Raw genomic sequence first — 14,914 nt, 5'->3', positions numbered from 1 at the left:
CTCCGCCCCTCAGCCGTCCGTGACCGTCCGCCTGTGCGTGACCGCTCAGCCTTCCGGGACCGCCAGCCGGGCGAGGGTGTCCGCGATGCCGGGCACCGACAGCAGCCCGGCCAGCCCGCGGACCAGCCCGCCGGAGGGCCCGCCCGGCTGCTCCTCGGCGAAGAACCCGGCGAACTCCACGGCGAGTTCCGGCTCCCGGGAGGCGGTCAGGGCCAGCGCCGCGACCAGTTCCTGCACCAGCTGCACCTGCAACTCGGCGCGGGGAAGGGCCCGTTCGGACAGCCAGTCGAGGGAGGAGATCTCCGCGTTGGCGATCCAGGCCCGGACGGTGCGCCGCACCCCGGGGCTGGTCTTCGGCAGCGAGAGGTGCAGCAGGATCTGCTCCTGCGCCGCGCGCCGGACTTCGTCGATGACCGCGTTGGTGTCCGGGCTGGCCGCCACCGAGCCGCCGCGCAGCAGGGCGGCGAAGCCGGGCCCGTGGCTCTCCACGAAGTCCAGGTAGCGGTCCATGACGCGCAGCAGCCGCTCGGACAGCGGCCCCTCGGCCGGCTCCTCGAACCGCGCGGCCAGCTCCTGGCCGGCCCGCCGCAGCGACTCCTCGTAGATCGCCTGCTTGCCGGGGAAGTAGTGGTAGACCAGCGGCCGGGACGCGCCGGCCGCCGCGGCGATGTCGTCGATCGACACCTCCTCGGGCGGCCGCCGGCTGAACAGCTCCAGCGCCACCGCGATCAGCTGCTCCCGGCGCTCGTCGACGCTGAGCCGGCGCCGCGGCGCCTTCTCGGCACGGTTGGGCGCATCATCCGACCGGGGCGCCGGGGACGGCGTACGGGAAACCATGGCGCCACCCTAAGTCCTGGTGGGGACAGGACGGGAGCCCGGGCGGACGGCCCCTGGCCGCGGCCGCCGCCGGGCGCCACACTGTCCGGATGATCTCCGGCCGTTCCGACGACGGACCCTGGCCGCCCCGGCTCCCGGAGCTGTATCCCGAGGTGGCCGAAGCGGGCAGCCCGGCCGTGGCGCTGCAGCGGGCGTGCGCCGGCCTCGGGGCGGTGCCGGAGGCCGAGCCCGGGGAGATGGGACCGGTGGTGCAACCGCCGGGGCACGGCCGGTACCGCGTCAGGGTGTTCCACTCCTCCCTGGTGCTCGCGGAGACCGACGGCGTGGCGGAGGCCGTCGCCGTGGTCATGGACCACCTCCCGGCGGACCTGGGCCCCGCGATCGTCGGGGACGCCCGCGGCCCCGGCCTCGGCCTCGGACCGTGCGCGGCCCGCCCCCGTTCATGACGAAAGTCTGACGTCCGCCGGTCGGCCCTGGTCAGCGGCGCCGCGGAGTGGTCGAATCGAGGGGTGAACGAAACCTCCGGTACGCCGGTCGGGCGGCGCGTCGTGCTCGGGATGCTGGGCCTCGGGGCGGCCGGGATCGCCGCCGGGCCGTACCTCCAGCGCGGCGTCGAAGCGGTGACCAGCAAGGACCCGACCGGCTTGGCCGACCTGCTGCCCGGCGGTGGCGGGTTCCGCTACTACTCGGTGGTGGCCTCGGTGCCCGAGCGCGGCCCCGCGAACTACACACTGACCGTCGACGGCCTGGTCGACCGCCCCGGCACCTACCGGCTGGCGGACCTGATGGCGATGGAGCAGACCCGGATCGTCCACGACGTCCAGTGCGTCACTGGCTGGCGGGTGCCGAGCACCCCGTTCGAGGGCGTCCGGCTGTCCCGGCTCCTGGAGGCCGCGGGCGTCAAGGACGGTGCCGCCGCCGTCCGGTTCACCTGCTTCGACGGCGCGTACACCGAGAGCCTCACGCTCGACCAGGCCCGCCGGGACGACGTCCTGGTCGCCCTGCGGATGCAGGACCGCTCGATCGGCCACGCGCACGGTGGGCCGGTGCGGCTGTACGTCGCGCCGATGTACTTCTACAAGTCGGCGAAGTGGCTGTCGGGCATCACCGTCACGTCCTCCGTCAAGCCCGGTTACTGGGAGGACTACGGCTATGACGTCGACGCCTGGGTCGGTCGGTCCAACGGACGCGACGATGCCCCCACGAGCTGACGGCGGGCGGCTGCCCCGGTTCGTCCGGGCGGAGCGCTGGGTGCACCGGGCCACCTCCACCCTGATGATGATCTGCCTGGTCACGGCCCTGATGCTGTACTACGGGCCGGTGTCCGAGCTGGTCGGGCGCCGTCGGCTGGTCGTCGTCGTGCACGAGTGGTGCGGGCTGATGCTGCCGGTGCCGCTGCTGCTCGGCCTGGTCTCGCGGGCGCTGCGCGCCGACCTGGGCCGGCTGAACCGCTTCACGGCCGCCGACCGCCAGTGGCTGCGCGCCGTGCGCCGGCGCTCCTTCCGCCGCCCGGCCGGCAAGTTCAACGCCGGGCAGAAGCTGTACGCGTCGTGGATCGCCGGCGCGGCGCTGGTGATGATCGGCACCGGGCTGCTGATGTGGTTCACCCACCTCGCGCCGCTGGTGTGGCGCACCGGCGCGACCTTCGTCCACGACTGGCTCGCCGCGGCGGTCGCGGTCGTGGTGGGTGGTCACATCTGGATGGCCGTGCGCGACCCGGAGGCCCGGCGCGGCATGCGCACCGGCCGGGTGGATCCGCTGTGGGCGGCCCGCGAGCATCCGGACTGGGATCCTCATCCGGACCGGGATCCTCAGGAGCCGGAGAACTCCAGGTAGCGGCGGTAGGCCTCGCGGCCGTCCGGCACGAAGTCCCACTCCGCGAGCCGCTCGGTCAGCTCGTCGGCGGTCAGCCAGCCGTGCCAGGCGACCTCCTCGACCTGCGGGGAGACCGGGCCGTCCCAGCGGGCCTCGTGCATGTCGCAGAACCAGGACAGCCCGTCCTGCTCGAACAGGAACCGGAACAGCGGGACGGGCTCGATCCCGCTGACCCCGAGCTCCTCCTCGGCCTCCCGGACGGCGGCGTGCGCGTAGGTCTCGCCCGAACCCACCACCCCGCCGACGAAGCAGTCGTACGCGCCCGGCGCGAACAGCTTGGTGTCGGTGCGGCGGTGCACGAAGATCCGGTCCGCGGCGTCCCGCACCAGGATGAAGACGCAGCGGTGGGTCAACCCCTGCCGGTACACCTCGCCGCGCGGCGCGGTGCCGATCACCCGGTCCTGTGCGTCGACCACGTCCAGCAGTTCCTCAGCGGGGTTCGTCATGGTCCACCACGCTACCGACTCGGCGTCCCCGCGATCACCCGGATATCGTTCGAACGGGTAAGCGGTGGAGGCGGCGGAGGCGAGGCGGCGGTCGGTGGCAGCGGTGGAGATCTGGGGCGAGACGGCGGAGGGCTTCGAGCCCGTCCGGGAGGCGTTCGCACGCAACTTCCGCGAGTACGGCGAGCTCGGCGCGGCGTTCGCGCTCTACGCCGACGGGCGCAAGGTGGTCGACCTGTGGGGCGGCGACGCGCGCCCCGAGGTCGGCGGGCGGCCCGCGCCCGCGGTGCCGTGGACGGCGGACACCGCGCAGGTGCTGCGCTCGGTCACCAAGGGCCTGACCGCGGCCGCCGCACTGCACCTGGTCGAACACGGCGCGCTCGACCTGGACGCCCCGGTCTCCTCCTACTGGCCGGAGTTCGCGGCCGAGGGTAAGGGCCGCATCCCCGTCCGCTGGCTGCTCTCGCACCAGGCCGGACTGCCGGTGTTGGACGTCCCGCTGCGTCTGGAGGACCTGCTGACCTGGGAGCCCGCCGCAGCCGCCGTCGCCGCGCAGGCGCCCGCCTGGGAGCCGGGCACCGCGCACGGCTACCACCCGTACACCTTCGGCTGGCTGGTCGGCGAGGTGGTGCGCCGGGCGAGCGGCCGCAGCGTCGGCCACTACCTGGCGGAGGAGATCGCCCGGCCGCTCGGCCTGGACCTGTGGATCGGGCTGCCGGCCGGCGCCGGGCCGCGGGTCGGCCGACTGGTCGACCTGCCCGCACCGGAGGCCGCCCAGGCCGGTCCGAACGGCATGAAGGTCCGCCCGAAGGCGTCCGTCGTCCGCGCCTACCAGGACCACAACTCGCTGACCGCCCGGGCCTTCGCCGCGGTGCGGGCCACGGTCGACCTCAACGACCCGGCGGTGCAGGCCGCCGAGGTGCCGGGGGCGGGCGGCATCGGCACGGCCCGCTCGGTGGCGCGCTTCTACGCGGCGCTGATCGGCGCCGCGGACCGGCACGGCGGCGCCCCGGGCGAGCGACTGCCCGCACTGCTGGGCCCGGCGGTGCTGAAGGAGGCGATGGGCCCCGCGGTCTGCGGCCCGGACAAGGTGCTGATCGTCAACACCGTGTTCGGCCAAGGCTTCTTCCGGCACGGCGCCACCTCGCCGATGGCCTCCCCGGCGAGCTTCGGCCACCCCGGCCGGGGCGGCTCGCTGGGCTTCGCCGACCCGGAGCTCGGCATCGGCTTCGGGTACGTCACCAACGGCATGCAGCCGGGCGTGACCGGCGACATCCGCTCCCGCACACTGATCGCGGCCGTCCGGGCCTGCCTGGACGCCTGACCCCGCCGGACGCCCGACCCGCCGGACGCCCGACCCGCCGGGGCGCGGGCGTCCGACCGGATCCGGATCAGCCCTCGCCGCCCGTCAGGCCTCGCCGCCCGTCAGGCCTCGCCGCCCGTCGGGCCTGGGCACCCCGTCAGGCCTTGGCGCCCAGCCCGCGGTCGCGCAGCCACTCCAGCTGGCGCCGCTGCTGCGAGGACCGGCCGCCCGCGTGGTCGGCGAACCGCCACACCTCGATGTCCTTGTGGCCGGCGTAGCGGTGGTAGGAGGCGAACACCGTGGACGGTGGGCAGACCGGGTCCATCAGGCCGACGCTGAACAGCGCGGGAGCGCTCGCCCGGGATGCCAGGTGCAGGCCGTCGAAGTGGGCGAGCGTGGCGAACGTCCGCTCGACCTGCTCGCGGCTGTGCAGCCCCAGGTACTCGGCGATCTCCGGGTACGGGCCGACCCCGGCGATCTCCACGGCGCGCCGGAAGTGCTGCAGGAACGGCACGTCGACCAGGGCCGCGGCCACCAGGCCGTCCGCCAGCGCGGCCGTGGCGAGCGCCAGCCCGCCGCCCTGGCTGGCGCCGGCCACCACCACCCGGTCGGCGTCCACCTGCGGCAGGCCGCGCACGAAGTCCACCGCCCGGACGGCGTCCGTGTACAGCCGCCGGTAGTAGTACCGCTCGGGGACTCCACGCCGCGGGTCATCAGCCCGGCGAACCACTGCGGGTCGCCCGGGTGCGGGTCCGGGGTGTCGTGGCCCTGTCCGCGGGTGTCCATCACCAGGTACGCGTAGCCGGCCGACGGGAACAGCAGCCGCTCCAGCGGCAGCCCCCGGCCCTGGCTGTACCCGAGGTACTCGACCACCGCGGGCAGCGGGCCCGCCGCGCCGCGCGGCACCAGCAGCCAGCCCGCGACCGGCTCGCCGCCGTATCCGGGGAAGCGCACGTCCGACACCTCGAAGGCCGGCAGCAGCGCATCGGCCACCGGGGTGACCGACGGCTCGCCGCCGAGCGCCCGGGCCCGGGCCAGGGTGTCCGCCCAGAAGGCGTCCAGGCCCTCGGGGGCGGCCGGCTCGGGCCGGTACTCCAGCAGGTCCTCGTACGGCAGGTCGGTCAGCGGCACGGTCACTCCTCGCATCGGTGCGCGGTCGGGGCGCGGCGGCGCCCGACCCCGGCTTGTGCTACCCCGTCGGGGTCAGATCAGGCCTCGGCGGGCCGCCCAGACGGCGGCCTGCAGGGGTGCGGACGCCGATCCGGTCGCACAGGACGCGGATCCGCCGGCGCAGTGTCCGGCTGGAGGTGGACAGCCGGCGGGCGACGGCGTCCAGCGGCAGCCCCTCGGCGAGCAGCAGCAGCAGTTGGTGCTCCTCGGGTGCCAGCAGCCCGGCGGCCGGGCGCCGGGTCTGCGGCACGGGTTGCGGGCACGGCGCGTGGTGCGGTGCGACGGGCCGGCCCGCGGGCGTGCGCCCGCGGTTCAGGGTGGTGGTCGCGTGCATGGTGGCCTCCTCGGCGGGCAGGGGATGGTCGGCCGGCTCAGATCGGCAGCCGGGCGTCGTCGCGCAGGTAGAGCGGGATCCGGTCGATCGGGGCCTCGGCGGTCACCGTGGTGCCGCCCGGGTGCACGGCGCCCGTCCGGGCGTCCCGCCAGGTGGCGCCGGCCGGCAGGTACACCGACCGCTCCCGGGCGCCGGCCTCGGTGACCGGGGCGACCAGCAGGTCGGGTCCCAGCAGGAAGGCGTCCTCGACCTGCCAGGCGGCCCCGTCCTCGGGGAACTCCAGGAACAGCGGCCGCATCGGCGGGACGCCGGTCCGCGCGGTGTGCCGCATCTGCTCCTGCAGGTAGGGGCGCAGCCGTTCGCGCAGCCGCAGGTGCTCGGTGAGGATCCCGTACGCCTGCTCGCCGTAGGACCAGACCTCGTTGGGGCCGCCGGTCATGCCGGGGCCGAGCCGCATCCACGGCTCGCGGTAGCCGTGCAGCCGGAACAGCGGGCAGAAGGTGCCGTACTGGAACCAGCGGATCATCACCTCGCGGTACGCCGGGTCGTCCGGGTCGCCGCCGTGGAAGCCGCCGATGTCGGTCGTCCACCAGGGGATGCCGGAGAGCATGACGTTCAGCCCGGCCTTGATCTGGTCGCGCAGGGTGGCGAAGTCGGTGCCGATGTCGCCGGACCACAGCGCCGCGCCGTAGCGCTGGGCGCCGGCCCAGGACGACCGGTTGAGGGTGACGACCTCGGGGTCGCCGGCGGCGAGCATGCCCTCGTGGAAGGCACGGGCGTTCTCGCGGGGGTAGAGGTTGCCGACCTCCGGGCCGGGCCCGGCGTGGTAGCGCAGGTTGGCCTGGTGGCCGGGGTTGATCTCGGGCTCGCAGGCGTCCAGCCAGAACGTCCTGATGCCGTGCGCGAGGTAGTTGCGCTCGATGCGGTCCCACAGGAAGGCCCGGGCCTCGGGGTTGGTGGCGTCGTAGAAGGCGACCTGGACGGTGGAGTCGACGCCCTTGTCGGGCCATTCGGCGTGCGCCATCGGCCCGTACTCGGTGCCGATCAGCAGGCCGCGGCGCTCGAGTTCGGCGTGGTTCTCGCTGAGCGGGCTGACGGAGGGCCAGACGGAGACCATCAGGCGCACGCCCATGTCGGCCAGCTCCCGCACCATCGCGGTGGGATCGGGCCACTCGGCGGGGTCCAGGCGCCAGTCGCCGAGGTGGGTCCAGTGGAAGAAGTCGTTGACGATGACCGAGAGCGGCAGGCCACGGCGCTTGTACTCGCGGGCGACGTCCAGCAGTTCGTCCTGGGTGCGGTAGCGCAGCTTGCACTGCCAGAAGCCGGTCGCCCAGGCGGGCATCTCGGGGAGTGGCCGGTCGCGTCGGCGTACCGGGCGAGGGTCTCGGCGGGGGCGCCGGCGGTGATCCAGTAGTCGAACTGGCGGGCGCTGTCGGCGACCCAGCGAGTGCCGTTGACGGCGAGTTCGACCCGGCCGATCGCCGGATTGTTCCACAGCAGCAGGTAGCCGCGGTCGGACAGCAGCACCGGGATGGACACCTCGGCGTTGCGCTGCACCAGGTCGACGGTGGCGCCCTTCTGGTCGAACAGGCCGTGCTGGTGCTGGCCGAGGCCGTAGAGCCGCTCGCCGTCGTACGCGGCGAACCGCTGCTCCAGGCGGTGGTAGCCGTTGCCGGTCGGGGTGTACAGCCGGGCTCCGGGCCACCAGAAGTGCGCGGGCTGCTCGGAGAGCAGTTCGCTGCCGTCGGCGCGCAGGAATCGCACGATGCCGCGGTCGGTGACCTCGGCGGTGATCCGCCCGTTGACGATCCGGCCGACGGAGCCCTCGGCCTTGACCACGGCCTCGCTCGGCGGCGCCTCGTCGAGCAGTGCCCCCGGCAGGTCGTGGGCCAGCCGCCCGCCGCGCACCGCCCGCACCCGGATCGCGTCCGCCCCCCAGGGTTCCAGGCGCAGGGTCTCCAGGTGGCCGTGCCACTCCAGGGCGCCGTCGTGCTCGCGCAGCACACCGGGGGCCTCGGGCTTCTCCGGCGGGGGGATGGGCTGGGGGTGGGTCACGGGACTGCTCCTGACGTCGCGCGCGGGCAGCGCGGGGCGCGCCGGCGGCCGGTCGCCGCCGCCGGCGGGCGGATCGGTGGGGGTGCGGGTGCGCGGTGGCGCGCCCGGTGGCCCGGGGGATCGGCGATGCGCGCGAGCGGCCCGGTGGTGCGGGGGCTGGTGCCTGGGGAAACGAACTGACGATGCGTCAGGAGCGGTGCGGGGCAGGTCCGCTGCTCTCCCGCACGGTGAGGGCCGGGCTCAGCAGGGTGAGTCCGGAGGTGTCCGCGCCGTCGGCCTGCGCCATCACGAGCTCGACGGCGCGGCGGCCCATCTCCTGGGCAGGGATGGAGACCGAGGTCAGCTGCGGGGCGGAGTTCAGGGCGACCTCGTCGGGACAGATCGCCACGATGGACACGTCCTCCGGGACGGCCCGGCCCAACTGGCGCAGGCCGGCGAGCAGGTGGGGCAGCGCGGCCTCGTTCTGCACCACGAAGCCGGTGGTGTGCGGCCGTTCCTGGAGGATCCGGGAGAGGGTGCCGCCGGCCGCCTCGTGGCCGACCCCGCAGGGGCGGTGCAGGAAGCTCAGGCCGCGGGCCTGGGCCTGCTGGCGGAAGCCGGCCAGGGTGCGCTCGGCGAAGCCGGTGTGCCGCCGGTAGACCGACTCGGCGGCGCCGATGAGCGCCACCTCGCGGTGCCCGAGGTCGGCCAGGTGGTCGGCGGCCAGCGCCCCGGTGGCCTCGAAGTCGAGGTCCACGCAGGTCAGTCCGGCCGGGTCGGCGGGCAGCCCGATCAGGGCGGCCGCGGCGCCGGTCTGCCGCAGCAGCGGGATCCGCTCGTCCTCCAGTTCGACGTCCATCAGGATCATCGCGTCGGCGAGCCCGCTGGCCGCTATCCGCTTGACCGCGGACGGCCCCTCCTCGCTGGTGAGCAGCAGGACGTCGTGGGAGTAGCGACGGGCAGTGGTGGTGATGGCGATCGCGATCTCCATCATCACCGGGACGAACATGTCGGTGCGCAGCGGGATCATCAGCGCGATGACGTTCGACCGGTTGCTCGCCAGGGCCCGGGCCCCCGCGTGCGGGTGGTAGCCGAGCTCGGCGATGCTGCGCTCCACTCGCAGCCGGGTGTCCTGCGAGATGGACCGCTTGCCGCTGATGACGTACGAGACCGTGCTCGGGGACACCCCGGCGTGCCGGGCGACCTGGGCGAGCGTGACCATCTGGTGCTCCATCTCGCGACACTGTCGGGCGCCGGAGGTGAAGCGCTTCGACAATGTCTGCTGTGCGGCTCGATGCTGTCCTGCCGGGAGAGCTTAGAGAGGCAGATGGACTGTGTCCAGACCCGGTGTCGAAGCGCTTCACCAATCCGTCCGAGAGGCGTCCCGAGCCGTCAGGCCTGGCCGGTCTCGAAGCGGCTGACGCGCGCGCCGTCGACGGTGAACCGCCAGGCGGTCTTCATCTCGCCCCAGGTGTCGTTGCGGTAGTTGGCGATCAGTGCCAGTCCGCCGTCCTTCTCGGCCTGGACGTCCATGTGGCCGCGCGAGGAGAAGATCTCCCGGTCGGCCCAGGCCGCCAGCGGACGGTCCGACCCGTCGTCGGACATCGTGGCATCGGTCGTCAGGGCGGCGAAGAACGCCGTCGGATCGCCGTCGTTGATGGCGCCCACCAGGGCCCGGACGGCGGGGTTGGACAGTTTCGCGACGGGGATGGTCATCGGAGTGCTCCTCGTTCCACGGCACGGTGCCGTGCCTCCCAGAGACCACGGCCCGGCGCCGTCCGCCAGCGGCCGTGCGCCGTCCGCGCCCCGCCTCCGCGGCGGACGACCGGCGCCGTGCTTTGATCACCTTCGAGGGAGCCGCCGCACGGAAGGGAGCCCTGGATGGGGCCGGCCGAACTGATCGTCCTGGCGTTCCCGCAGGAGACCATCACGGCCGAGGCCGCCCGGGTGCTCGGGACTCTGCGCACCGCCGGCGACATCAGGGTCGTCGACTCGCTGGTGGTCGCCCGGGGCGCCGACGGCGAGGTCGGCTACACGGAGGTCGGGGAGGTGGAGCACCTGCGCGGCGTGGCTGCGGCGGGCGGCCACGACCTGCCGCTGATCGGCCCGGAGGACGCCAGGGAGGCCGGCGGGCTGCTGGAGCCCGGCACGGTGGCGGTCCTCGTGCTGATCGAGCACCTGTGGGCCCGGGCCGCCGAGGAGGCGCTGCGCGCCGTCGGCGGGCGGATCGTCTCCGGGGTGCGGATCCCGCCGGAGCGGATCGAGGCCGCGCTGCGGGCCGCCCGCCAGCGCGGCGCGGACGGCTGACGGCCGCGGGCCGCCCACCCCGGCCGATCGGCGGGGCGGCTGCGGGCCGAACGGGTGGTGGCGCCGGGGTGGCCGCCCGGTGGCGGCGCCGGGCGGCCCGGCGGGCCGGGGGCCGGGCGGGCCCGCGGCGGGCAGGTGCACGGCCCGGCGTGACGGTGGCGACGCGCGCCCGTCGGAAATCCCCGCCCCGGCGCGGCTCGGGCTCTGGCCCTCCCGGGCGCCGTCCGCTACGGTGGGTGCATCACCGGTCACCCGGTGCGGTAGCGGCCCGTCCGTCGCTCCCAGTGGAGGTAGCCGGCCAGCCATGCGGTGATGCCGTCCGCGTAGCGCCGGGCGATCGCGCGCTGCTCGTCGTCCAGCTCCAACTCCTCGTAGGCGTGCGGGAGTCGGGTGAGCAGGTCGGCGCAGGTGTCCACCATCAGCTGGGCCTCGGCGAGGACGACGGCGCCGGCCTCCTCGACCGGGCAGCCGCGCTCGCGCTGGACGATCATCACCAGGTTGTAGACGTCCCCGCGCGGTGCCTCCAGCGGGTAGGACCGGACGTCATTGCTGAACGACGGTATGTCCGCGGCCAGTTGCCGCAGGCGTCTGAGTGTCGGATGGTGCAGGACGGCGGCCGGGACGGTGAAGCCGCCCAGTCTCTCCACCATGTCGAAGATGGTCTCCATGGCGGCCGTGCCCCGACGGAGCATCAGATAACTGTCGCGGTCCGGGATCCGGCCGTCGAGGCGGCCGCCGGCCTCGGCCGGGTGGCTGGCGAAGTACCACTCCCAGTTCGCCGCTGCGCGGGCCCGCCAGCGGGCCGGCATCCCGGCGGTGGAGCGCCGCCAGATGTCGGCGAAGGCCCGTTCCACGTCCGAGGTGCCGTCCGGCAGTGCGCCGTGCAGGACGTCGATGAGCCGGTCGCAGATCCGCGTCACCTCGGCGGGGCGGCGGCCCAGTGCCGAGTCGAACTGGTCGTCGAAGAGGAAGTAGAACCCCAGCAGGTCGGCGGCCAGGGCGAGTTCGTCCGGTCCGGCGGCGGGGTAGCTGAGTGCTGCGAGCTCCGCGACCTCCCAGTGGGCGTACGCGGTCTCGTCGGCCACGGCCGCCAGCTTGCGGTGCCGGTCGAGCCAGGTGCGGTGGTGGAGCGCGGCGAGGGAGTGGTGGGGGCTTCGCTGGTGGGGGAAGGGAAGGGCGAGTGAGGTGTCGTCGGACATCGTGCTCCCAGCGCTGTGGCTGTCGGTTCGGTGCTGTGCCGGTGCGTTGCGCGGTACCTCGATGCGTGCATGAGTGAATGATCAACTCTGCGGTACGGGCCCGAAGGGTATCCCATCGGATCATCACATGGCATGCGTATCAGGGCATTTGCCCTTGGCACCCCCGGCCAACCCTCCGTTCCCGTCCCGGCCTGCGCGAATGCCGCCCGCGGCCGCTGTCGCGGCGCTACTGTCGGGAACGGAACAACGATCGGAAGAGGCGGAGGGTGCGGCGGTGTCGGCAGATCAGCACGCGCGGAGCGGACAGACGCAGGGGAAGACACCGCCGGAGGGCCCGCTGCGCGAACGCGACGCCGAACTCGACGCCGCCGACCACGCCGTCTCCCGGCTCTGCCACAAGTTCGCGGCCGGCGGCACCGAGATCGGCGAGGTGCTGCTCTTCTCCGGCCCCGGAGGCATGGGCAAGACCTCGCTCCTCGACCAGGTCCGGCGCCTCGCGGGCCTGCGCCCCCGGTGCACCGTGCTGTTCGCACGCGGCGGCGAACGCCAGCGCAACGAGCCCTTCCATGTCCTGCGCCAGCTCCTGCAGCCTGTCCTCGGCGCCCTCTCCGAGAGCGAGCGCAACGAGGTCTTCGGCAGCTGGTACGGCATCGTCGGCCCCGCCATCGGCCTCGTCCCGCCGTCCGACGAACTCGAACCCCTCGACCCCCAGGGCGTCCGGGACGGCCTGGACTTCGTCTTCACCCAGCTCGCCCCGCGGCTCGCCCCGCTCGTCCTCGTCGTCGACGACCTGCACTGGGCCGACCAGGAGTCGCTGAGCTGGCTGGCCGCCTTCGCCGTCCGCTCCCGCGAGCTGCCGGTCCTCCTCGTCCTCGCCTACCGCGACGAGTTCGACTACCCGGCGCTCACCTTCCGCCAGCAGATCGAGTCCATCGCCAAGTACCGGCACGAGCTGCGCCGCCTCACCCCCGACACCGTCGCCGACCTCGTCCGCGCCGAGCTCGGGCGCAGCGCGGACGACGCGTTCTGCCGGCAGGTCTGGGCCGTCACCGGCGGCATCCCGTTCGACATCGGCGCCCTGCTGCGCGAGGTCCGCGACCAGGGGCTGGAGCCGAGCGAGGAGAACGCCCGGGAGCTGCACGACCTCGCCGCCGCCGCCCGCGGCGAGACCCTCCAGCACTGGCTCGACAAGCTCGGCCCGACCACCCTGCACTTCGCCTGGGCCTGCGCGCTGCTCGGCACCGACATCCGGCAGCCGCTGGCCGCCACCATCGCCGGACAGGGCCCCGACCAGGCCGACGACTCGGTGCGCAAGCTCCGCAAGCAGCGGGTCCTCACCAGCCAGCCCAACGGCCGCCTGGAGTTCGTCCACCCGCTGATCGGCACCTCGATCTACCTCACCATGCCGGCCGGCACCAAGACCGCCATGCACGGCATGGCGGCCGCGGCCATCGAGAACGCCGGCGGCACCCTGCTCGCCGCCTCCCGGCACCTGCTGGAGGTGCACTGCGAGGGCGACGACTCGATCGTCCGCAAGCTCCGCAAGGCCGCCCAGGAACACCTGGCGATCGGCGCCCCGGACGCCGCCAAGCGCTGCCTGGAGCGCGCCCTCAAGGAGCCGCCGGACGACGACGTCAAGGCCGAGGTCATCTACGAGCTCGGCTGCTCCGCGCTGCTCACCGACCCGGTGGCCACCGTCAACCAGCTCCGGCTCGCCCTGGAGATGGACCCCGGCCTGCGCGAGGAGTTGCGGGTCGACGCCACCTTCCGGCTCTCCGAGGCTCTCGCGCGCTCCGGCGAACTCACGGAGGCCGCCGACGTCTGCCAGGAGGAGGCCGAGCGCACCGCCGCCGGCCCCGGCCGGCTCCGCCTCCAGGCCGCCCACTTCATGTGGGCCGCCTTCCAGCGCGACGAGGCGGACGGCCCCGCCCGCTCGCAGCGGCTGAAGGAGCTCTCCGAGTCGCTCACCGGCCGGGGCAGCGCCGAGCTGGCCGTCCTCGCCATGCGGGCCTGGGACCTCACCCTGCGCGGCGAGCCCGCCGTGCACGCCCTCGAACTCGCCGACAAGGCCCTGGTCGCCGGCAGGCTGCCCACCGACCTCGGCTGGACGGGCACCACCTGGGGCTTCGAACTCCCCGCCCTGATCGGCCTCACCCTCACCTACACCGACGAACTCGCCCGCGCCGAGAAGCTGTTCTCCGATGCCATCATGGAGTTCGAGGTCGCCGGCTGGAGCGGCGCCCACCGCGGCTTCGCCTACTTCCTCATGGGCCTCGTCCGCTTCCGGCGCGGATTCCTGCTGGAGGCCGAGGACTTCCTCCGCCGCGGCCTGCGGATCTCCGAGCGCATCGCCCCCGACCTACCGCTCCAGTGGGACATCGTCGGCGTCCTCGCCGACACCCTGCTCGCCCGCGGCCGGGTCGACGAGGCCTGGGAGCTCGCCGAGCAGTACCGCTTCGCGCCGCCCTACCACGCCACCGCGATGGTGCTGCCCGACGCGCCCACCCTCTACGGCAAGTTGCTGCTCGCCCGGGGCCGCCGGGCGGAGGCGGTCGACGAGCTGACCCGGGTCGGCGAGCAGCTCGACGGCCGCGGCTGGCACAACACCGTCTGGGCGTCCTGGGCCGGCCACCTCGCCGTCGCCGTCGCACCCGACGACCCGGACGGCGCCCGCAAGTACGCCGAGACGGCCGTCGACCGGGCCCGCGAGTTCGGCACGCCCTCCGCGGTCGGCGCCGCGCTCCGCCTGCAGGCCGCCGTCCACGAGGGCCCGCGCGCCATCGAACTCCTGGAGGAGGCGGTGGCCGTCCTCGGCCAGTCCCCGGCCGGCCACGAGCACGCGCACGCCCTGGTCGACCTCGGCGCCGCGCTGCGCCGCAGCGGCCGGCTGACGGACGCCGAGGAGTACCTGTACCAGGCCATCGAGCTGGCGCAGAGCTGCGGCGCGGACGGCCTGCTGGCCCGCGCCCGCCACGAACTCGACCTCTCCAACTCCCGGCCGAACCGGCTGCGGACGCTCTCCAAGGACGCGCTCAGCCCGGCCGAGTGGGACGTCGCCCAGCTGGCCGTCCAGGGCCTGCCCCCGCAGCGGATCTCCGACCGGCTCAAAGTCCCGCCGAGCCTGGTGCACCGCAGGCTGGCCGCCGTGCACCGCAAGGCGGGCACCGGCCCCGAGGGCCTGGCCGCCGCGCTGGGGCTGCCCGAGCAGGCGCCGGAGGCATCCGACGAGCAGACGGCGGCCACCGAGGGCGAGGCGGCCGACCGGGAGGGCTGACGGGCCGTCGGCCGGCGGCTGGCCGACCGGGGCGCACCGGCCGGGACTCCGCCGTCGGAGGCCCCCGTCCGGCTAGGCTGCTCCCGGGCGACAAGATCGCCCAGAAGCGAACAGGTCTCGGAGTGAGGCGGCTCCGGT

At 74.4% G+C, this 14,914-nt stretch carries 12 protein-coding genes and 2 pseudogenes; 6 read left to right on the top strand and 8 right to left on the bottom strand.

Annotated features, from left to right (window positions below; all coding sequences use genetic code 11):
• Positions 1-45: 45 nt before the first annotated feature.
• A complete protein-coding gene (locus tag ABEB13_RS10305; RefSeq protein ID WP_345705247.1) occupies positions 46-837 on the bottom strand; it encodes a TetR/AcrR family transcriptional regulator in 792 nt (263 codons plus the stop codon).
• An 89-nt stretch (positions 838-926) separates the two neighbouring features.
• Between ABEB13_RS10305 and ABEB13_RS10300 the strand changes: the two genes are divergently transcribed.
• The 3 genes from ABEB13_RS10300 to ABEB13_RS10290 all read left to right on the top strand — a co-directional run bounded on the left by ABEB13_RS10300 (position 927) and on the right by ABEB13_RS10290 (position 2,673).
• Positions 927-1,283 carry a DUF6193 family natural product biosynthesis protein gene (locus tag ABEB13_RS10300; RefSeq protein WP_345705246.1) on the top strand — a complete coding sequence of 119 codons (357 nt, stop codon included), beginning with the start codon at positions 927-929 and terminating at the stop codon, positions 1,281-1,283.
• Positions 1,284-1,394: 111 nt separating this feature from the next.
• Positions 1,395-2,048 carry a molybdopterin-dependent oxidoreductase gene (locus ABEB13_RS10295; RefSeq protein ID WP_345709617.1) on the top strand — a complete coding sequence of 218 codons (654 nt, stop codon included), beginning with the start codon at positions 1,395-1,397 and terminating at the stop codon, positions 2,046-2,048.
• Positions 2,032-2,673, top strand: coding sequence for a cytochrome b/b6 domain-containing protein (locus ABEB13_RS10290; RefSeq protein WP_345705245.1), 642 nt, complete (start codon positions 2,032-2,034; stop codon positions 2,671-2,673). Before ABEB13_RS10295 ends, ABEB13_RS10290 begins: the two co-directional genes overlap by 17 nt.
• On the opposite strand, the gene ABEB13_RS10285 is transcribed toward ABEB13_RS10290, so the two are convergent.
• Positions 2,649-3,158, bottom strand: coding sequence for an NUDIX hydrolase (locus ABEB13_RS10285; protein WP_345705244.1), 510 nt, complete (start codon positions 3,156-3,158; stop codon positions 2,649-2,651). The genes ABEB13_RS10290 and ABEB13_RS10285 overlap by 25 nt on opposite strands.
• A 94-nt stretch (positions 3,159-3,252) precedes the next feature.
• Here ABEB13_RS10285 and ABEB13_RS10280 point away from each other — a divergent pair, with 94 nt between their 5' ends.
• The gene (locus ABEB13_RS10280; protein WP_345705243.1) at positions 3,253-4,479 is read left to right on the top strand and encodes a serine hydrolase domain-containing protein; all 1,227 of its coding nucleotides are present in this window, start codon (positions 3,253-3,255) and stop codon (positions 4,477-4,479) included.
• Between the two features lie 136 nt (positions 4,480-4,615).
• Here the strand turns inward: ABEB13_RS10280 and ABEB13_RS10275 are convergent.
• From ABEB13_RS10275 to ABEB13_RS10255, 5 genes and pseudogenes are all read right to left on the bottom strand, one after another.
• Positions 4,616-5,589: pseudogene (locus tag ABEB13_RS10275) on the bottom strand (acetylxylan esterase).
• A 58-nt stretch (positions 5,590-5,647) separates the two neighbouring features.
• Entirely contained in the window at positions 5,648-5,962 is a 315-nt protein-coding gene (locus ABEB13_RS10270) for a DNA-binding response regulator (RefSeq protein WP_345705242.1), read from the bottom strand.
• Positions 5,963-5,999: 37 nt separating this feature from the next.
• Positions 6,000-8,017: pseudogene (locus ABEB13_RS10265) on the bottom strand (glycoside hydrolase family 31 protein).
• 187 nt (positions 8,018-8,204) lie between these two features.
• Complete coding sequence (locus ABEB13_RS10260) at positions 8,205-9,230, bottom strand: LacI family DNA-binding transcriptional regulator (protein WP_345705241.1); 1,026 nt, start codon at positions 9,228-9,230, stop codon at positions 8,205-8,207.
• Positions 9,231-9,388: 158 nt separating this feature from the next.
• Positions 9,389-9,712, bottom strand: a complete 324-nt coding sequence (locus tag ABEB13_RS10255) for a hypothetical protein (protein ID WP_100891106.1) — start codon at positions 9,710-9,712, stop codon at positions 9,389-9,391.
• A 165-nt stretch (positions 9,713-9,877) separates the two neighbouring features.
• Here ABEB13_RS10255 and ABEB13_RS10250 point away from each other — a divergent pair, with 165 nt between their 5' ends.
• Positions 9,878-10,303: a DUF6325 family protein gene (locus ABEB13_RS10250; protein ID WP_345705240.1), complete on the top strand. Its 426-nt coding sequence runs from the start codon at positions 9,878-9,880 to the stop codon at positions 10,301-10,303.
• Between the two features lie 248 nt (positions 10,304-10,551).
• Here ABEB13_RS10250 and ABEB13_RS10245 read toward each other — a convergent pair whose 3' ends face one another.
• Complete coding sequence (locus ABEB13_RS10245; RefSeq protein WP_345705239.1) at positions 10,552-11,502, bottom strand: terpene synthase family protein; 951 nt, start codon at positions 11,500-11,502, stop codon at positions 10,552-10,554.
• A gap of 274 nt (positions 11,503-11,776) precedes the next feature.
• Between ABEB13_RS10245 and ABEB13_RS10240 the strand changes: the two genes are divergently transcribed.
• The gene (locus ABEB13_RS10240) at positions 11,777-14,776 is read left to right on the top strand and encodes an ATP-binding protein (RefSeq protein WP_345705238.1); all 3,000 of its coding nucleotides are present in this window, start codon (positions 11,777-11,779) and stop codon (positions 14,774-14,776) included.
• The last annotated feature ends 138 nt before the right edge of the window (positions 14,777-14,914 follow it).

It is taken from the genome of Kitasatospora paranensis, assembly GCF_039544005.1.
GTDB lineage: Bacteria > Actinomycetota > Actinomycetes > Streptomycetales > Streptomycetaceae > Kitasatospora > Kitasatospora paranensis.
This window is presented reverse-complemented; position numbering and strand designations above follow the sequence as displayed.